Below are 20,076 nucleotides of genomic sequence, written 5' to 3' on the forward strand. Positions count from 1 at the left end.
GAAGTCGGTGACTTCCCTTGTGGTTTAGCGGTGTATTTTTACGTTTTGATCCATTATTGATGGAGTTTTTCAAACACGGCCACTGACCATGCAGGTACTGAGAGTAGGTTATCAATCACTTGTGCTGGGGTGCCATCATCGGCTATTGAGCGATTGCCTAGTGTTGCTTGAATGGTATGTAATTGATAACCAGTGGCATCAAAGTGTGCAAATTTTGCCAGTGGTGTCGGGCTAGCATTGATCACCACTACTAAACCTGAACGCGCAGGGTCAATGGTTGGCTGGTCTTGACCATCAATACTCATCACGATCACGCCTGGGATCTGCTTACTGCCAGTGTTATGGAACTGGACCCGCTTAATGATCTCATCGCCTTTACCTAAGCTGAACAATCCTGAAGAGCTGCGCAGTTGCACCAGTTCATTAAAATAATTGTTCATGGCGCTAATTTCAGTTATTTGAGGCTCGGCCTTGGCTCCGGCTTGCGCAATCACGGTTTCAATCATCGACCAGTTGCTGCCATCTTTGTCTTGACGTGGTAGTCCGACATTCCAGTTATTGCTCTGTTTGCTGAAATCCACCCGGTTATACCAATCACCCGAATCGTAGGAGTCACGTTCCATCGATTTAGAGCGCAGTAATTCACTACCCATATGAATAAATGGTACACCTTGCCCGAGCACTGCAGTGGCTAAACTGACCGCTTGCATACGCACCCTAGTTTCTAGTGGCACCGCGTAGTCAATTTTGTACTGCTGAATATCCCATAGGGTTTGGTTATCATGCTTTGAGACATAGTTCTGGATTTCCCAAGCATCATTGGCATAACCAGCCGCTTGGCCGTTGTAGTCCAGCTCCGAGCCTTTAATGGTCTTGTCCGTTTGGTCAGTAAAGGTGAACGCTTTTAAATTGCCCGCCATGCCAAGGCGGGTTAAATCAGCCGCGTGCAGTGCATCGCTAAGCGTTTGGCTGCTCAAATCATTGGCTTGTACGTAAATACCATTACCAAAGCCTTGATTGCTGCGTAGGCTTGCTTCGCCATCAAATGGTCCACCACCGCGTACCGCATCACGCAGACGATCGGAGAATGAGCCAATCCCGCTTTCGGCTAAATTAGCCTGACTGGCCTGTTTGAATTGGCGATCATTTTCCACCTCGCCAAAATTCCAACCTTCGCCGTAGAAGTAAACATCCGGATTGATTTCACGAGCTGCGTTTAAGGTGTTGATCATCTGATCTAATGGATGGTGGCCCATCAAATCCCAACGGAAAGCATCGATTTTATATTGTTCAACCCAAGTCCGGATCGAATCATCGATCAGCTTAGCAAACATACGATTTTCTGGAGCGGTGTTTGAGCAGCAAGTCGAGTTTTCTACCTGCCCACTCCACTCATTTAAACGTTGGTAATACCAAGGCACGATGCGATCGAGTACCGATTTATCCGAAACTCCCGCTTCGTTGGTATGGTTGTACACCACGTCCATCACTACATTCATGCCAATATCTTGCTTAATCGCCTGTACCATCTCGCGAAATTCTTTAATCCGGCTAACTCCGTCAGGATTGGTCGCATAAGAGCCTTCCGGCACCGTGTAGTGGAGTGGATCATAACCCCAGTTGAAGCCATCCACATCGCGAACATAGCTATTTAAGCGCTGCACAATCGCGTTATCTTGGCGGTCTTGCTGTTGTAAATCCTCAAACACACTTTGCAATGTGTTGCTTGTGGCGCAATAGCTGGCCAAATCATCGTCATTTTTGATCGTTGAATTGAGGTCACATAAACGGCTGAATGATGCCTCCAGGTTAACCACTTGATCGGGATTTTCATTAATCGTTGCAATATCAAACACGGGCAGTAAATGCAGGTGAGTCACACCAGAGTCGGCTAACTGTTTTAGGTGCTGCACAGGTTGGCTATCGAAATCACTAAACGCGGCAAATTTACCGCGAGATGTTTTGTCTACGGTGTTATCAAGTGCTGAAAAATCACGCACATGTGCTTCATATAAAATAAAGTCAGCGCGATTGGTCTGTGGATGCGGTGCGGTTAATGTATCCCAGCCAGCAGGTTTAAGATCGGCATGATTAAGATCGACCACCTGACTGTAGAGCGAATTGGTCGCTAAGCTTAGTGAGTAAGGATCGGTCACTTGATAGCTTTCGACTTTGTCTGTTGTTGGATGGTAAACCGTCACTTGATAACGATAGTAATCACCATGACCTAGTTCGGTCGTCGTGACACTCCAACTGCCAGATTGGTCATCAAAGTTCATCGCAATCGGAGTTTGGGCTTGCTTATCTGTTCCGTAAGGGATTAGTGACACGGTTTGGGCGGTGGGAGCCCATAAGCGGAAGGTGGTTGTGTTATCGGAATTGATGATTGCCCCATATTCTAAACCACTCGCCGCATCAGCATACAGTGCATCTAGCGCACTGGCGGGTTGAACCTCGGTTGCTAACAGAACGCCAGTCGCATCATTGGCGACCAGTATCAGTTGCCCTTGCAGTAAGGTTTTGAGATCTAAACCTGCGGTCGCGAAATCAAACTCAAAGCCACGAAATGCTGAGGTTAAATGTGGTTTTTGCGTTTGCCACGCAGTTCCACTTGTGTCCTGTGAGGAGATCTGATGATCGGCATTAAGTACCGTTTTACTCGTATTATCAAAACTGAGCTTGCCTGCTTTTGAGTAATATAGCGTGACTGATGTGGCATCTAGATTGCCGACCAGTAACGTCTGCTCATCGGCAAAAATAGCGCTGGCACCACTGAGCTCGACCTGATTTTGAGGCAACTGAGCTAACGGTTGATAATAAACTTTGTCCGTGCCTTTAAATACAAAACCAATCGGACCAATTACGCCAGTCTTACTAAATTCGAGTTTCAGATTCGCGGTTTGATAATCTCCGCTAGATTTGTTGTTGGGGATGACATTGATGCAATTATCACTGCCATTCATCGGCAAATCCCAGTAAGGGCCATAGGTTTGACTGCGTCCAGTGGGAGCGATGCCCGGCCAAGCTGAATTACTCGCTGCATAGTTTTGGCACTCACCTTCATTCCAAACATGCAGGGTAAAGCTGTCGGCATCGCCATCTTGGGTATTAAGATAAAGGCGTGCGGTATTGGTGGGTAAAATAGGAATCAGCTCAGGATAGACTGCAGCGATACCTTGCTGAGTGTAAACTGCATTGTCAGCCCCTAGCTGAGTTAAATCGATCTTCGCATCATAATCACCAAGTGGTTTCTCACCATCAATCCGCGGGATAAAATTGATACATTGAGTGGCATCATTTGCATGGTAAGACAATTGCCAATATACGCCTGAATCGTCAACTCCAGTGGGGGGTAATCCTTTATCCCAAGCACCGGCATCTGGATTATTATCAGCATAGGCCGCACATTGTTGGTTGTTCCACACATACAGCGAAGCTTTGCTGTAATCCGCACCGCCACTGCTACGTAGTGCAGAGTTTGCTTGATAGTACACCTTGACTTGATTGGCCTGCGTGGTGGGTGGCGTGGATGTATCGCTGTCATTATTACAGCCGATCAGCAATGAGCTTGCCAAGATCGGCAGCAAAGCTTGATTGACGCGTGAAAGTTTAAATATAGGACGGTTCACGTTTTGGGCTCCTTAGAATTATAAGTAGGGTTGTGCAACACAACAAAAAGGGTAAGGAAAGCTCAGGGATACCGATTGTGAGGGGGGTCAATAAAGATTTTTTAGAGGAGTAAAAAAGCATGGTAGGGGTAATGGGTCACGGATGGTGGAATGAGAGCAAGTGAAGCAGAGCACGGATTGTAGGCTGAAATATAGATAATTTGAGCAAAAGTGTAGGCAGGCTCGCTAGTTAACCATTGTCGATACTGTATATCAGCAATCAATAGTGTGAACCGGCTTATATTTATCCATTAAATGATTTTTTATGTGAATAAAGCTTAAGCAGTATGTGACGAAATGGGCTGGTTAATCAAAAAAGGGAGCCGTAGCTCCCATGATTTTGCACTTAACCTATCAGTAGAGGTTAGATAAATAGGCTACCAAAGGCAAAGCCAAACGCCACGGCGCTGGCAATGGTGACCACACCTGGGATGAAGAATGGGTGGTTAAACACATATTTACCAATGCGCGTTGAGCCTGTGTCATCCATTTCTACCGCAGCCAATAGCGTTGGGTAAGTAGGCAGTACGAACAGCGCACTCACCGCCGCAAAAGAAGCGACTGCAGTCAGTGGCGCAACACCGATCGCCAGAGCGGCTGGCATCAATGCCACTGTGGTTGCACCTTGTGAGTACAACAGCATTGAAGCAAAGAACAGCACCATAGCCAGCATCCATGGGTAGTCAGCCAGTAGAGTGCCTGCCACTTCCTTGATGCCATCAACGTGTGCGTTAACAAAGGTTGAACCCAACCAAGCCACACCGAGTACACAGACACAAGCGGTCATGCCCGAGCGGAAAGTCGCAGCTGCTGGAATTTTTGCGGCATCAATTTTTGTAAACAGCACAATACCGGCCGCGGCGGCTAGCATGAAGGTCATGATCGCTTCGTTACGGCCCAGTGCTGGGTTTTCGATTAAGCCAATCGAGTTTGAAATCGCCGCCGCGTAGCACACCACCAGAATGATCGCGGTGATGAAGATGTAAGTGGCGGTTTTGGCTGTTGGCAAAATTTCACGCTGTTGAGTACCGGCAAGCTTGATCAGACCTTGGGTCAGACGTTCTTGATAGATAGGATCTTCTTTCAGCTCGCTACCCATAAAGTTAGACACGAATGCACCGACCATACAGGCAGCAAAAGTGGTTGGGATACAGATGGCCAGCAGGGTTAAATAATCAACACCAAATGGCACCAGCATGGCCGCAAACGCAACCACTGCGGCTGAGATCGGTGAAGCAGTAATGGCAATTTGTGAAGCCACCACCGCAATTGACAATGGGCGAGAAGGACGCACCCCTTGACCTTTGGCGACTTCAGCAATCACCGGCAAGGTAGAAAATGCAGTGTGACCAGTACCTGCCATCAGGGTCATCAGGAAGGTCACAATCGGGGCATAGAAAGTGATTCTTTCCGGATGTTTGCGCAGGAAGTTTTCTGCCAGTTGAACCAGCCAATCCATACCGCCGGCCACTTGCATGGCGGCGATCGCCGTGATCACTGACATGATGATCAGGATCACGTCGACAGGAATAAAGGCTTGTTTAGTTGGAACACCTAGGATTAATGACAAGGCGATCACACCGGCACCACCGGCAAAACCAATGCCGATACCGCCAATCCGTGCGCCCAGGAAAATGAAGAGGAGAACAACGAGTAGTTCGACCCAGATCATAATGATTACCTCATGTAAAGATGAAAAAATTAGCTCAACACTCACACTACGAGCGTTCAAATAATCTTTTCATCATGTTAACCATCCACTGAAGTTGCCGCGGTGTTAGCGGCTTTGGCTGACCCATGTCATATTTATATGATGGGCCTCACTCACTTGCCGTTAACCTGCAACCTTAGTCGTTGGTATTGGTGGAGTGACATGTGAAAAAGCCCCCAAATAAGGGGGCTTAACACGGCGATTATTCGTAACGTTTTGCTTTGTACTGAGGATGCATCAGGTTCTCAACTGAGAAAATGTCATCCAATTGTTCTGCGGTAAGCAAACCGCGCTCCAGAACCACTTCACGTACGCTCTTACCGGTTTCGGCACAGATTTTACCCACAATGTCACCTTCATGGTGGCCAATGTATGGGTTGAGATAAGTCACGATGCCAATTGAGTTAAACACGAAGTTTTCACAAATCTCTTGGTTGATGGTGATGCCATCGACACACTTATCGCGTAGATTGATACACGCGTTGGTCAGTAGAGAGATAGATTCAAACATCGCTTGCGCAATCACTGGCTCCATTACGTTCAACTGTAGTTGACCGGCTTCTGCAGCAAAAGTGATGGTGATGTCGTTGCCAAAGACTTTGAAGCAAACTTGGTTGACCACTTCTGGGATCACTGGGTTAACTTTAGCTGGCATGATTGAAGAACCTGCTTGCATTTCTGGCAAGTTGATTTCATTGAAGCCAGCTCGTGGGCCAGAAGAAAGCAGACGTAAATCGTTACAGATCTTCGAAAGTTTCATGGCTAAACGTTTCAGTGCACCGTGGGTCATCACGTAAGCGCCGCAGTCTGAGGTCGCTTCAATCAAATCTTCCGCAGGTACAGTTTCAAGACCTGTCACTTGCGCCAAATATTTTACCGCGAGCTCTTGATAGCCAGGTGCTGCGTTGAGACCAGTACCGATGGCGGTTGCGCCCAAGTTTACTTCCAGCAGTAGCTTAGAAGTGTATTGTAGCGCGCGGATCTCTTCATTCAGCGTGACTGACCATGCGTGGAACTCTTGGCCAACGGTCATCGGCACTGCGTCTTGTAGCTGAGTACGACCCATTTTCAGGATGTTTTTGTTCTCAATTGCTTTCAAATCAAACGCGCTTTTCAGGTATTCAACCGCATCAATCACTTTCAGGATGCTGTTGTAAACCGCGATCCGGAAACCGGTCGGATAAGCACAGTTGGTTGATTGGCTCTTGTTAACATGGTCATTGGGGTTAATAAATTCGTATTGACCCTTTTGCTTGCCCATTAATTCCAATGCTACGTTGGCGATCACTTCATTGGTGTTCATGTTGACCGATGTGCCCGCACCACCTTGGAAGACGTCTGACGGGAATTGATCCATGCACTTACCGGTTTCGAGGATCACATCACACGCTTGCAGAATGTAGTTAGCGACATCTTTTGGGATCACGCCCAGCTCTTTGTTAGCAAGAGTGGCCGCTTTTTTGGTCATTACCATGCCGCGCACAAACTCAGGAACATCTGAAATGGTGACATTAGAAATGTTGAAGTTTTCTACCGCGCGCAGGGTATGAATACCGTAATAAGCTTCCGCTGGAACATGACGTTGACCAAGCAGATCTTCTTCAATACGGGTGGCTGATGTTGCGCTGTTGAGCGCTTCAGATTGGGTAGACATAGAGGATCCTTAGATAATTTATCTAGTGAAAAAGCAAAATTAATAGCTATTTCTGTAACTTAAGAATCCATTCGTCAGAGTTTTTGCCTGGAAATCCGTCCTGACTTATGTGGCACATAATACTGTAACCACATATAAAAAATAGTAACTAGATCACTATTTTGGCTTTTATCCAGCCAGAGTGATACAAAGCTTGTACTAAACATTGTAGGTGACAATATTGCGTTTTGGCATAGTAAAGCACACACTTTTTTACACCCTCTCCGTTGGTGGTTAGGGTGGTAAGGCATACACTGGCAGCAAACCAAGGAGGCATTGTGTTCCCGATCTTACTGTTATTCTTTATTGCGATTCCGGTGCTTGAGATTGCGCTATTTATCCAAGTCGGTGATTGGCTTGGGCTATGGCCAACTATCGGCTTAGTGTTGTTGAGCGCCGTGGTGGGGGCATCACTGGTGCGCAGCCAAGGCTTGCAAACCTTATTGACCGTGCAGCAGCGTTTGGCGCAAGGGCAACTGCCCGCGCAGCAGATTTTAGAAGGGATGATGTTGGCACTGGCTGGTATGTTACTGCTGGTGCCGGGCTTTTTCACCGATATGATCGGCCTGCTGATTTTGCTGCCCGCGCCCCGCGCTTGGTTGGCTCAGTCAGTGATGAGCCGTATGGTGATCGGTCAGATGCACAGCGGTCAGCCCGGTTTTCAGCAGCCTAACCCATTTGCCGATCAAACTCACGGCACAACCTATGATGGTGAATTTGAACGCAAAGAGGATCAACAGCCACCACGTTTGAAGTAAGGCTCTGTAGCATTGGCGGATTAGATTGCGCCAGCAAAGTCCATCTGTCGCCATGCTTCAAAGGCAATAATCGCCACTGCATTGGAAAGATTGAGGCTGCGCGCTTCTGGCATCATCGGAATACGGATCCGTTGCTCAGCCGGTAAGCTGGCGATGATTTCAGCCGGTAGGCCGCGGGTTTCTGGTCCAAATAACAGAATATCACCTTGTTGGAATGTGGCATCCACATGAGGTTGAGTGGTCTTGGTAGTGCAAGCAAATAGCCGATAAGTAGCACATTCACGCTGTAAATATTCAATGAAGGCCGAGTAATTTTGATGGCGCGTGACGCGAGCTAAATCATGATAATCAAGGCCGGCGCGGCGCACTTTTTTTTCTTCCAGATCAAATCCAAGTGGTTCGATAAGGTGTAAGTTAGCACCACAATTGGCACATAAGCGAATGATGTTCCCAGTATTGGGCGCGATTTCTGGCTCATACAGAGCAATATCAAACATAACAATGATCCGTGAATGTAAAGAAGCGGCGAGTATATACGTAAACCCTACCGATGTGCCGGATTACTCTCGGCTGTATTATTATCTGCTGTATTACTAGCTGCAGCATGAGTTGCTGCATGATTTATATTGCGAGTGGCAAACTAAAGCACACTTGCAAACCACCCAACTGGCTGCGGACGGCGCAGATCGTACCGCTGTGTTGGCGAATAGCACTTTCGGTGATGGCGAGCCCTAGCCCAGTGCCACCGCTGTGTCGATCGCGCGCGGTCGATACTCGATAAAAGGGGCGGAAAATATCTACCAACTCTTGTTCGGGAACGCCAGCGCCATCATCATCGACGCAAACCGTCAGTTGGTTATCTTGGGTGTGAAATGCGACGTGGATTTGTTGCTGGCCATAGTGAATCGCATTGCGCACTACGTTTTCCAGTGCACTCATCAGTAGCTTAGGCGTGCCATTAATCGTGCGTTGCGGGATCGCATCAAAGGTGAGGGTTTTGTGCATTTGTTCTGCTTCAAATTGCGCATCTTTGAGTAGCTCTTCCCACAAACTGCTCAGCGGCTGCACTTCTCGTAGTAAATGGCCGTTGGTTTGCATGCGCGATAAGGCAAGCAAGTCGCCAATCATCTGCTCTAAACGTTGCGCCTCGGTATCAATGCGCTCTAACTCATTGCTGGTGCCAAGTTTACGCATTGCGAGTGCATTGGCCATTCGTAGTCGGGTGAGTGGCGAGCGCAATTCATGGGAAATATCAGACAATAGCCGTTGCTGGCCAGATACCATCTGATTGACCGCATCAACCATTTGGTTAAAGCTGCGTCCTGCCTGCTGAAATTCAGCGGTACCACGTTCGAGTTTCGGATCATGCACAAATTCGCCACGTGCGACCCGTTGTGCCGCTTGAGCCAAATTTTGTGCCGGTTTACTCAGCGCCCAAGCGAGCCATAGGAGCAGCGGTGTGCTGACTAACATCACCACTAACAGCAGTTGGATCGGTTTATCAAATAAGCGTAATAAAAACGGTGGTGGCTCATCTGAGCGCATACCCGCGTAAAGCAGTAGCTCTTGTTTGGCTAGTCGGATTGGCACCGGACCGGCCAACATATAGCGACCATACAGTTGCTGCTGAGGTTTGTTGATCGATTCAATGCTGTACGAGAAATTTTGCAGTGCTTTAAGCCGAAAATCGGCGTGTTTGGCGGTGGTGAGGACATTGCCCTCTAAATCGGTAACGAAGAAACGCGGCCGGCCATCGTGCTCACGTTGCAAGCTGCCTCGCCCTTCGAGCTGAAACAGAATCTTACTGAGATCGCTACTGTTCTGGTACTCCAACTCAAAGCGGGTTTTGCTTTCGATTAAGCGTTGTAAAACCACCGGCGACAGATCGCGAGGTTTACGCGGATCAAGATGCGGCAACGTCAATACCGCAAATAGCACCAGCAACATAGTGAACCAAAAAATGGCGAAGATCCGCCCATACAAATTGTTGAGCTTGGGTAGCGGTAATGGTCGACGCATCATTCCTCCAGTACCATCAAATAGCCTCGTCCACGCAGCGTTTTGATCCGCGCTTTACCATCCGGGCGCTCTGGTAATTTTTTGCGTAAATTGGAAACGTGCATATCAATCGCCCGATCAAATGCCGCCAAGCGTTTACCTAACACTTCAATGCTGAGCATCTCTTTGGTTAGCGTGGCCCCCGGTGCTTGGACAAAATGAGCCAGCAAAGCAAACTCGGTAGTGGTCAAATCAAGCAGTTGTCCTTGGCAATAGGCTTCTTGTTTGCCAGGATAAACCTGAATATCCTGACACTCGATGACGTCAGTCGATTTTGCGGTTAGCGCAGGTTGGGTTCGGCGTAAAATCGCTCGGATACGCGCCAGTAACTCGCGATCGCTAAACGGTTTTGGCAAATAATCATCGGCTCCGAGTTCTAGGCCGATCACCCGATCAATCTCTTCCCCTTTGGCGGTCAGCATTAACACTGGAGTCGCCCAGTTTTCTCGTAGTCGTTTGAGGGTCTCCATACCATTGAGTTTAGGCATCATCACATCGAGCAGGATCAGATCGGTCTCATGGCTGACTGCCGCTAATCCGGCTTCGCCGTCATTGGCTTCCGAGACACTAAAGCCTTCGTACTGCAACACTTCAGTTAATAGACTGGTCAGTTCGCTATCATCATCGATCAGAAGGATATGTGCCATGTTTGCCTCGTGGATCACTGGTGCGGTGTATTCGGTTGATTGGCGACAGTTTATCTTGAAATAACTGGCCTCGTCAGTGCGCGGTCTGCGATTTACGATTCTTTACGCTGGCTATACATCACTTGACCTTGCAGGTTTTATGCTATGTTCATGCGCTGCCGAGCAGCCTGCTAATCTTAAATATGATGTAGAGGAATCAACAATGAAACTTGCCAAAAAAATCCTGTTAGCTGCGGCGGTATTCCCGCTCGTTTTTGGTACCAGTGCTGCATTTGCTTACGGTGGTCCCGCCAATCATAAAGGTGATGGCCCATGTGGGCGTGGCGAAGCGCGGCTGTGGAAACAGCTTGATCTGACGAGTGAGCAGCAAGCTCAACTGCAAAAGTTGCGTGACACTCATCGTGATGAGATGCGTAATACTCGTGATGATAAGCGTGCTGCGATGAAAGCGCTGCATGAGCAGGAACGCGCTTTAGTGCTAGCGGCTGATTTTGATCAAGCCGCCGCTCAAAACCTAGCGCAACAGATGGTCGAGCAACAAGTGGCTCAGCGAGTTAACATGCTGCAACACCGTCAGCAAATGATGAATGTGTTGACCGCAGAGCAGAAAGCCAAATGGCAGACATTGCAGCAAGATCAGATGCAACAGTGTCTGCAACAGGGCAATCATAAACGCAAGGCTGACTAATCGCCCGAGTAGCGTGATCTGATTCCCGTGTATTTTTAACCGCTGTTTTTAACGACTAGGTAGCCTCAGGGCTGCCTTGTGGTGTTTGATTGCTCGGTTATATAATCGCCCATCTGAGCATTAAAATGAACCTGAAAGGAAACTGGTGATGAACAAGGATTATGCCCGTTTGGTCACGATGGCGGCATGGATGGCAACGACGATCGCAACCTTGTTATTAGTGGTCAAAGTTGGCGCATGGTGGATCACCGGTTCGGTTAGCTTATTGGCCTCGTTGATCGATTCACTGCTCGATATCGCCGCTTCGGTGGTTAATCTCATCGCATTGCGTTTTGCCTTGCAACCGGCCGATCATGAACATGCATTTGGGCATGGTAAAGCCGAATCGTTAGCCGCGTTGGCGCAAGCGATGTTTATTTCCGGCTCTGCCTGTTTTTTGATCCTCAATGGCGTTGAGCGCTTTTTCCGCCCCCATGAATTAAATGCCCCTGAGTTAGGGATTTATGTCAGTGCCATTGCAATGCTGGTCACCTTAGGTTTAGTGCTATTTCAGCGTTATGTGGTGAAAAAAACCGGTAGCCAAGCGATTGCGGCGGATTCGTTGCACTATCAATCTGATTTATTAATGAATGCGGCGATTATGGTGGCGCTCGGTTTGAGTTGGTGGGGCTTTGGTCGAGCGGATGCGATTTTTGCGATTGGCATCGGTCTGTATATTTTAGGCAGTGCGTTTAAGATGGTACATGATGCAGTACAAACACTGCTGGATCGTAAATTACCGGATCAAGAACTGAAGCAGATCAACGCGATCTGTTTAAGCGTGGCGGGGGTGATTGGTATGCATCAGTTGCGAACTCGGATGTCGGGCCCTATCCGATTTATCCAACTGCATTTGGAATTGGATGACAATATTTCGTTACTCGAAGCTCATCATATTTCCGATCAGGTTGAGGATAAATTGCGTGCCGAATTTAGCGGGGCCGATGTATTGATTCACCAAGATCCGCATTCGGTGGTGATTGAAGCGGAACTCCGACAAAAAATGGCCCAATAGCACGACAAACGGTTGAGGTTTGACTATATTTTGCTCAGATTGGCAACCAACGTCAATCCTGACATGAATCAACACGTGAGCGCACAAAACTGTAATACTCTTACATTCGTAGATTACTTACACAATTTAGTGCAAATAACAGTAGTAATCCTAATCGGGAAAGGTAACATTACCGACAGTTTTTTTTGGATTTTTCGGTTTGGTTGCCAGCAGCCAAACAGAGTAGAAATTGATATTCGATTTGCAAAGTTCGAGGGTGAGCATGATTAAAAAAATCGGTGTGTTGACCAGTGGTGGCGATGCCCCTGGCATGAACGCAGCTATTCGTGGCGTAGTCCGTACCGCATTGGGCGCAGGTCTAGAAGTGTATGGCATTTACGACGGTTATCTGGGTTTGTACGAAGATCGTATTAAGCCATTAGACCGCTCAAGTGTGTCTGATGTGATCAACCGTGGTGGTACTTTCTTGGGTTCGGCGCGTTTCCCACAATTTCGTGAAGTGGAAGTGCGTGAAAAAGCGATTGAGAACCTGAAAAAACACGGCATTGAAGCGTTAGTGGTGATCGGTGGTGACGGCTCTTACATGGGGGCGAAGAAACTGACTGAAATGGGTTTCCCATGTATTGGTCTGCCAGGCACGATCGATAACGACATCGCAGGTACTGATTACACCATCGGTTATCTGACTGCGCTCGATACTGTAATTGAAGCGATTGACCGTCTGCGTGATACATCTTCTTCACATCAGCGTATTTCTATTGTTGAAATCATGGGTCGTCACTGTGGTGATCTGACACTGACTTCAGCAATCGCGGGTGGCTGTGAATACATCATCACTCCAGAGACCGGCTTGAACATGGAACAGCTGATCAGCAATATCCAAGATGGTATCGCTAAAGGTAAAAAGCATGCGATCATCGCCCTGACTGAGTTGATGATGGATGCGGGCAAGCTGGCAAAAGAAATTGAAGCGGCGACCGGTCGTGAAACCCGTGCTACCGTACTGGGTCATATCCAACGTGGTGGTAAACCAACCGCGTTTGACCGAGTATTGGCATCGCGCATGGGTAACTATGCAGTGCATCTATTGATGGAAGGCCACGGCGGCCGCTGTGTTGGTATCCAAAAAGAGCAACTGGTGCATCACGATATCATCGATGCGATTGAAAACATGAAGCGTCCAGTACGTTCTGATCTCTTCAAAGTCGCTGAAGAGTTGTTCTAAGCTGCACTGGCTGAGTAACAAACTCCACGGATAGATAAAAAAGACCGCAGTGCGGTCTTTTTTTATGTGCGTTTATGACACGCGTTTGGCGTTACAAAATAATGTCGCGCACTTGAGGATCTTTCCGCTCCAGATAATGGGTCGAGCGAATGCGGCGAATAGTGCGGCAGCGACCACGGATCAACAGGGTTTCGGTGGTGGCAATGTTGCCTTGGCGGCTGATGCCATCCAGCAGATCACCTTTGGTGATCCCGGTTGCAGCGAAAATGACGTTATCACTGCGTGCCATATCTTCCATTTTGAGCACTTTACCTGCTTGTACGCCCATTTGTTGGCAGCGTTCAAGCTCTTGTGCGCCCCAAATGCGGTTATCTTCTGTATCACCTTTAACTTGGTGACGTGGCAGTAAGCGACCTTGCATGTCGCCATCTAGTGCGCGGATCACCGCCGCTGACACAACCCCTTCCGGTGCGCCACCAATGCAGTACATCATGTCTACTTCGCTGTCTGGCATACAGGTAAGAATCGACGCCGCGACATCACCATCTGGCACGGCAAATACACGTACGCCCATCTGCTGCATTTCGGCGATCACGTTATCGTGGCGCGGTTTGGCTAAGGTAATCACCACCAATTCGCTCAGCGGTTTATTCAGCGCGTGAGCAACTTGGTGCAAGTTCTCTTGCAGGGGCAAATTAAGATCAATACAGCCTTTCGCGCCCGGGCCAACCACCAATTTTTCCATGTACATATCAGGTGCTTTGAGGAAGCTACCTTTTTCGCCTGCGGCTAAGACAGCCAGTGCATTGGATTGCCCCATCGCGGTCATGCGGGTACCTTCAATCGGATCGACGGCGATATCCACCGCATCACCGCCAATTCCCACTTGCTCACCAATATAAAGCATCGGCGCTTCATCAATTTCGCCTTCACCAATCACGATTTCACCGCTGATCTCGGTTTGATTGAGCAAAATACGCATCACTTCTACCGCTGCACCATCGGCCGCGTTTTTATCACCACGTCCTAACCATTTATAGCCTGCTAGTGCGGCACCTTCGGTGACGCGGGAAAAAGCCATTGCCAAATCGCGTTTCATGTTTGCTCCAAACTCAAGAGAGAAAATCTGCGCCGGATTCTACCATAGTCTAAAGTAATCGTTTGCTTTTTGCGGTGGTCAGCCTTTGCCTTTGATCAAAAACCGACTAAAAAAGTCATCATAGGCTCAAGTTCGTGCAGCTAGCCGAGCGTGAGTACGCGATTAAGTTAAGAGAAGGTCAAATTGCGCGTTTTTTTTAACCAAATAGTAAAAAGATCCCACTTAGGAGGTGTTTCTAAGCACAGGGCTGAGTAGAATGATCTCAATCAGTGAAGTTGACTTCACCTTAACCGGATCAACAAAGGTAAAACACCATGTCTTTTGAAGTATTAGAAAAACTCGAAGCAAAAATTCAAACTGCAGTCGACACTATCGCGCTGCTGCAAATGGAAGTTGAAGAGCTGAAAGATGCCAAGCAACAACTCCAAACTGAAGCTCAGCAATTGCGTGATATTCGTGATGAGTTAGAGCAGCGTGCTCAGCAAGTTGAGCAAGAGCATACGGCGTGGCAAGAGCGTATCCGTAGCCTGCTTGGCAAAATGGAAGACGTAGAGTAACTCTACCGTTATCGCATAAAATCGAATACGCCGACCACTGGGTCGGCGTATTCGATCTTGTCACGGAGCATCGGCTTAGTGACTGGGTATAGCTTTAATTACTGAGTAGCGCTTTAATTACAGGGCACAGCTTGACGCTGGCGGTCTGACCCCTAAAGTGTGGCAGAGCGCGTAAGTCATTTCGGCGCGGTTTAAAGTGTAGAAATGGAAATCTTTCACCCCTTCACGCGATAGTACGCGTATCATATCAATCGCTTGACTCACACCAACCAACTGACGAGTGACAGGATCTTCTTCCAATCCGGCAAACTGTTTTACCATCCAGTTGGGCACTTTGACGTGGTTTTGTGCCGCAAAGCGTGCCGCTTGCTTAAAATTAGACACCGGTAGAATACCGGGGATAATTTCGACCTCAATACCCGCTGCAACGCTGCGATCCCGAAAACGCAAGTAGCTTTCCACATCAAAGAAAAATTGGGTGATGGCGCGGTTAGCTCCTGCATCTACTTTGCGTTTCAAATTGAGTAGATCCGCCTGCGCACTTTTTGCTTCAGGATGCACTTCAGGAAAAGCGGCCACTGAAATATCGAAATCGTGGCGAGATTTGAGCAGCGCCACTAGATCGGCGGCGTACATATCCGGCTGGCCACCATTAGCTGGAATATCACCGCGCAGGGCAACAATATTTTGAATACCGTTATGCCAATAATCATCCGCAATTTGGATCAGTTCATCGCGTGTCGCGTCAATGCAGGTGAGATGGGGGGCGGCAATTAAACCGGTTTGATCTTTGATGGCTTTGATGATCGAATGGGTACGATCCCGCTCGCCGGAATTCGCGCCATAAGTGACCGAGACAAATTTGGGCTGGAGAGTTTTTAGGCGCTGTACTGAATCCCACAGTGTTTGTTCCATTTGTGCTGAACTTGGGGGAAAAAACTCAAATGAGACATTGATATCGGACAGTTCAGCAACGTTCCGGTTTAAGGCATCGATATGGCTGGCGTGTGTATATCCCATCTTGTACTCCCTGTGACGAACCTGTCACTGCCTGAATTCAAATTTACGTTTAGACGTCCATATGGCTGTAGCTTGTCGTGAATGAGGCTGGATGTCAACGCTAGCAGTATGAATATTATTCATGTTGTAGCTGAATTGGATTCAAGTTGGTGATTAAGTGGTCGCTATTTGGTTGGGCGATGTGGAATGCGAGCGGCGCGCTTCACCATCAGAAGCGAGTGGCCAAACCTAGCGCTAAAAGTTAAAGCTCGCCAAAGCGACGAGCTTTATATGTGGCTACAGCAAGCTGGCGAGTAGATTGAGATCAGATTGAATCGCACCTGCGGTCACTTCCCGCCCAGCGCCAGGACCGCGGATCACCAGTGGATTATCGCGATACCATTTACTTTCAATGGCGAAAATATTGTCGCACGGTAGCAAGTTGGCTAACGGATGATCTTGCTCAAGCGCTTCGACGCTAACGCTGGCTTTGCCATTTTTTTCCAATCTGGCGACATAACGCAGCACCCGGCCCTGTTTCTGGGCGCGGGCGAGGCGCTCTGCGAGCTGTTGATTGAGTAATTGGCCGTGATCGAAAAAATCATCCAGCGACACTGAGCGCAGCTCCTCTGGCACTAAGGATTCAACTTTGACACTGTGCGGCTCAATTTCTAAGCCAGATTCACGGGCGAGAATCACCAGTTTGCGCATCACATCCGAGCCATCCAGATCGCGGCGCGGATCCGGTTCGGTTAAGCCTTGTTGCCAAGCCAAATCGACCAATTCGCTAAACGGTAAACTGCCATCGTATTGTTGAAACAGCCAAGAGAGGGTGCCGGAGAAAATCCCCGACAGCGCCATGATTTCATCGCCACTTTCACGCAAATCGCGCACGGTATGGTTAATCGGTAAACCGGCACCCACTGTAGCGTTATACAGCCAGTGGCGACCGATTTTGTGAAACGCATCTTTCACTTGATAGTAGTAATTACCGGGAGCTGAGCCTGCCATTTTATTGGCGGAAATCAGGTGCCAGCCTTGCTCAGCGATGGCTAAATAGTGCTGGGCCAATTCTGCGCTGGCAGTGACATCAATGACCACCGCTTCATCGTAACCTGTTAATTTACCCAGTTGGCTGAGCCAGTTTGCGGCCAGATTTGGCTGCGCTTCGTCTTGAAAGCGGTTGGCGACTTGGCTGGGATCGATGCCTTGTTGGTTAAACCAGTAGGTTTGGCTATCGACCACCGCGACCAGTTCAAAACTCATGCCGTGGCGCTGTTCCAGTTTCTGTTTCTGTTCGGCAAACAGTTTAAGCCAGCTTGAGCCGATATTGCCTTTACCGCACAGCGCAATCGCGACCCGTTTTTGTGCTTGGAATAGTTGATTATGCAGGCCATTGACCAACGGATTCAGTGGGGTTTGGCGCAGCACGGCGACTAAGCTGAGGTTGGATTCCGATGCGCTGATAAACTCAACCGGTAATGCGCTCAGTTGTTGATAGAAACCGTAACAATGGTTGGGGTTTTTGGTTACGCCAGCCCCGACTGCCGCGACTAAATGGTAGCCGGCTTTGAGGGTCAGTTCGGCTGGGTAATTAGCTGATTGCAGTGCCGCAACCACACCGGGAGCAATCTCGGCGGTGTAAGCTAAGCGTAAGCGGTGTTGATCGGGCTGCGCCTCATAAGTGAGCGGTTGTAGTTGGATGCGTTGTAAATGTTGCAGCACCTCTTCTTGTAGACGTTGTACATCATGTTGATGAGTAAAACTGAGTTCAAGCAGTAACACATCATCCAATGAGGTGACGATTTTTGCGCCGCGTCCTGAGGCCAGCACCCGCTCAATGCGGGTCGAGCCGGATTCGGCTTGATGGCTACAGCGTAGATGCAGCTCCATGGTGCTGTGTGCGACAGGTTGTAAGGTACGGCTATGCAGTACCGGCGCGGCCAAGCGCGCTAGCTCATTGGCTTCATCGAGCCTGAGCAGCGGCAGTAAGCAGGCGTCACTCACTATGCGTGGGTCGGCACTGTATACACCTGCGACATCACTCCAGATGGTGACTCGTGAAACCTCGACTAAAGCACCAATCACCGTGGCCGAGTAATCGGAACCATTGCGGCCGAGCAGTACGGTTTCCCCCTGATCGTTTTGGGCCATAAAACCAGTGATCACAATTCGCCGCTGGGTATGTTGCGCCAATACCGCTTTGAGCAGAGGGTAAGAGCGCGCGCGATCAACTTCTGGTTGGGTGCCTGCTTCAGCACGTAAAAAGGCACGCGCATCTTGCGCCACCGCTGGTAGCGCTTGCTGATCGAGTAAGGTGGCCAGTAAACGTGCTGACCACAGCTCTCCGTGGCCGAGCACCCAAGCGTATTGGGCGCTGGTGAGTGGTGCACGCAGCTCTCCGAGCACGCTGATCTCTTGGCGTAATTGGCTTAATAGCTGCTCCGCCGTTGGCGCGGCAAGCAGTTTGGTGATCAACTCCGCTTGATAGTGGCGCAAACCTTGTAGGGTTTCGTGGGCAACTCGACCATCTTTACTCAGTGCCTGCACAAAATTGATCAAACGGTTGGTGGTTTTGCCGGCGGCCGATACGACCACCAAATCTTCACTTTTTGAGTAACTTTTCAGAATGCTGGCGACGCGCAGATAACACTCTGGGTCGGCAAGGCTACTGCCTCCAAATTTATGCAACTGACGGGCGTGAGTCATACGCGGATCTCCTTAAGTGATGGAATTAGCTTGCTGAAAGGCTTGATCAAGATCGGCGATCAAATCGCCGCTCTCTTCTAGGCCGATCGAAAGGCGCAGCAGTTGCTGAGAAATGCCCGCTTCCACTAGGGCAACCTCGCCCATTGCCCGGTGAGTCATCGAGGCAGGGTGGCAGATCAAACTTTCGACCCCGCCCAGTGATTCCGCGAGTGAAAACAGTGTCAATTGACCGACAAAGCACTTTAATTGTGCCAAGCTGCCGGCAAACTCAAAACTGAGCATGGCGCCAAATCCAGACTGCTGCTGTTTGGCTATTGAATGGCCAGCGTGGCTCGCTAGGCTAGGGTGGTAAAGTTTGCCCACCAAGGGTTGGCTGTGTAGATAGGCTAAAATGCGCTGGGCATTCTCTTCATGTTGGCGCATCCGCGCGCCTAGAGTACGCAGACCACGTAGGGTCATGTAGCTATCAAAGGGGGTGCCTGTCGCACCTAAACAATTACCCCACCAAGCCAACTCGGTGGCGTGCTGCGGATTTTTGCAGATCAACACTCCGCCAATCACATCCGAGTGACCATTGATGTATTTGGTGGTGGAGTGCAGGACAAAATCAGCGCCTAAGGCAAGTGGTTTTTGCAATATGGGGGTCAAAAAGGTGTTATCTACCGCCACCAAAGTGCCTTGCGCTGTGGCCTGTTGGCACAGATGGGCAATATCCACTACCCGCAGCAGTGGGTTGGAAGGCGTTTCAATCAACAGTAATTTAGGCTGACGGGCTAATGCTTGGGTGAATGCGGCTTGGTCGGTTTGATCGACAAATTGCACTTGGAAATCGCCTTTTTTGGCACGGGTATTCAGTAAGCGATAAGTGCCGCCATAGCAGTCGTGAGGGGCGATGATCAGATCTTGTGGGCCGAGGAAAGCGCTTACCCATAAATTAATGGCTGAAGTACCACAGTTGGTGACAACCGCACCCGAGCCACCTTCGAGCTCGGATAAGGTTTGTTCCAGTAAACTACGGTTCGGATTGCCAGAACGGGTGTAATCGTATTGTGGTACTTCACCAAAGGCGGGGAAACCGTAGTTAGTGGAAAGATAGATCGGTGGCACAACCGCATGATATTGAGTATCTGATTCGATTCCGGTACGCACCGCAATCGTGGCAGGTTTGCGTGTGGTCATAGCATTTCCTTGCTGACTATTCTGTCCTAGA

The 20,076-nt window shown here is 49.0% G+C and carries 15 protein-coding genes; 5 read left to right on the forward strand and 10 right to left on the reverse strand.

The features are described from left to right. Positions 1-53: 53 nt before the first annotated feature. The 3 genes from pulA to aspA form a co-directional block, all read right to left on the reverse strand. Complete coding sequence (gene pulA, locus G7083_RS07025) at positions 54-3,629, reverse strand: pullulanase-type alpha-1,6-glucosidase (protein WP_166014132.1); 3,576 nt, start codon at positions 3,627-3,629, stop codon at positions 54-56. A 403-nt stretch (positions 3,630-4,032) separates the two neighbouring features. Continuing rightward, positions 4,033-5,340, reverse strand: a complete 1,308-nt coding sequence (locus G7083_RS07030) for an anaerobic C4-dicarboxylate transporter (protein ID WP_166014133.1) — start codon at positions 5,338-5,340, stop codon at positions 4,033-4,035. Between the two features lie 241 nt (positions 5,341-5,581). Further along, positions 5,582-7,033 carry an aspartate ammonia-lyase gene (gene aspA, locus G7083_RS07035; protein ID WP_166014134.1) on the reverse strand — a complete coding sequence of 484 codons (1,452 nt, stop codon included), beginning with the start codon at positions 7,031-7,033 and terminating at the stop codon, positions 5,582-5,584. A 317-nt stretch (positions 7,034-7,350) separates the two neighbouring features. On the opposite strand from aspA, the gene G7083_RS07040 reads away from it, so the two are divergent. Beyond that, positions 7,351-7,830, forward strand: coding sequence for an FxsA family protein (locus G7083_RS07040; RefSeq protein ID WP_166014135.1), 480 nt, complete (start codon positions 7,351-7,353; stop codon positions 7,828-7,830). Positions 7,831-7,850: 20 nt separating this feature from the next. On the opposite strand, the gene trmL is transcribed toward G7083_RS07040, so the two are convergent. From trmL to G7083_RS07055, 3 genes are all read right to left on the reverse strand, one after another. Further along, entirely contained in the window at positions 7,851-8,327 is a 477-nt protein-coding gene (trmL, locus tag G7083_RS07045) for a tRNA (uridine(34)/cytosine(34)/5-carboxymethylaminomethyluridine(34)-2'-O)-methyltransferase TrmL (RefSeq protein ID WP_166014136.1), read from the reverse strand. A 124-nt stretch (positions 8,328-8,451) separates the two neighbouring features. Next, entirely contained in the window at positions 8,452-9,849 is a 1,398-nt protein-coding gene (gene cpxA / locus G7083_RS07050; protein WP_166014137.1) for an envelope stress sensor histidine kinase CpxA, read from the reverse strand. Further along, positions 9,849-10,535 carry a response regulator gene (locus G7083_RS07055; protein WP_166014138.1) on the reverse strand — a complete coding sequence of 229 codons (687 nt, stop codon included), beginning with the start codon at positions 10,533-10,535 and terminating at the stop codon, positions 9,849-9,851. The genes cpxA and G7083_RS07055 overlap by 1 nt, the downstream gene beginning before the upstream one ends. A 202-nt stretch (positions 10,536-10,737) precedes the next feature. On the opposite strand from G7083_RS07055, the gene G7083_RS07060 reads away from it, so the two are divergent. The 3 genes from G7083_RS07060 to pfkA all read left to right on the forward strand — a co-directional run bounded on the left by G7083_RS07060 (position 10,738) and on the right by pfkA (position 13,502). Continuing rightward, positions 10,738-11,223 carry a CpxP family protein gene (locus G7083_RS07060; RefSeq protein ID WP_166014139.1) on the forward strand — a complete coding sequence of 162 codons (486 nt, stop codon included), beginning with the start codon at positions 10,738-10,740 and terminating at the stop codon, positions 11,221-11,223. Between the two features lie 148 nt (positions 11,224-11,371). After that, positions 11,372-12,277, forward strand: a complete 906-nt coding sequence (gene fieF / locus G7083_RS07065) for a CDF family cation-efflux transporter FieF (protein ID WP_166014140.1) — start codon at positions 11,372-11,374, stop codon at positions 12,275-12,277. 262 nt (positions 12,278-12,539) lie between these two features. Then, positions 12,540-13,502 carry a 6-phosphofructokinase gene (pfkA, locus tag G7083_RS07070; RefSeq protein WP_166014141.1) on the forward strand — a complete coding sequence of 321 codons (963 nt, stop codon included), beginning with the start codon at positions 12,540-12,542 and terminating at the stop codon, positions 13,500-13,502. Positions 13,503-13,593: 91 nt separating this feature from the next. Here the strand turns inward: pfkA and glpX are convergent, their stop codons facing one another. Further along, the gene (gene glpX / locus G7083_RS07075) at positions 13,594-14,601 is read right to left on the reverse strand and encodes a class II fructose-bisphosphatase (protein WP_166014142.1); all 1,008 of its coding nucleotides are present in this window, start codon (positions 14,599-14,601) and stop codon (positions 13,594-13,596) included. Positions 14,602-14,915: 314 nt separating this feature from the next. Between glpX and zapB the strand changes: the two genes are divergently transcribed. After that, positions 14,916-15,158 (forward strand): cell division protein ZapB, encoded by a 243-nt coding sequence (gene zapB, locus G7083_RS07080; RefSeq protein ID WP_166014143.1) that lies wholly within the window; start codon positions 14,916-14,918, stop codon positions 15,156-15,158. A gap of 117 nt (positions 15,159-15,275) precedes the next feature. On the opposite strand, the gene metF is transcribed toward zapB, so the two are convergent. The 3 genes from metF to G7083_RS07095 all read right to left on the reverse strand — a co-directional run bounded on the left by metF (position 15,276) and on the right by G7083_RS07095 (position 20,045). Beyond that, positions 15,276-16,178 (reverse strand): methylenetetrahydrofolate reductase, encoded by a 903-nt coding sequence (metF, locus tag G7083_RS07085; protein ID WP_166014144.1) that lies wholly within the window; start codon positions 16,176-16,178, stop codon positions 15,276-15,278. Between the two features lie 276 nt (positions 16,179-16,454). Further along, positions 16,455-18,866 (reverse strand): bifunctional aspartate kinase/homoserine dehydrogenase II, encoded by a 2,412-nt coding sequence (locus tag G7083_RS07090; protein WP_166014145.1) that lies wholly within the window; start codon positions 18,864-18,866, stop codon positions 16,455-16,457. Positions 18,867-18,878: 12 nt separating this feature from the next. Continuing rightward, entirely contained in the window at positions 18,879-20,045 is a 1,167-nt protein-coding gene (locus G7083_RS07095; RefSeq protein WP_166014146.1) for an O-succinylhomoserine (thiol)-lyase, read from the reverse strand. Positions 20,046-20,076 lie beyond the last annotated feature (31 nt).

The sequence above is a fragment of the Vibrio sp. HDW18 genome (genome assembly GCF_011306175.1).
In the GTDB taxonomy this organism is placed as follows: domain Bacteria; phylum Pseudomonadota; class Gammaproteobacteria; order Enterobacterales; family Vibrionaceae; genus Vibrio; species Vibrio chanodichtyis.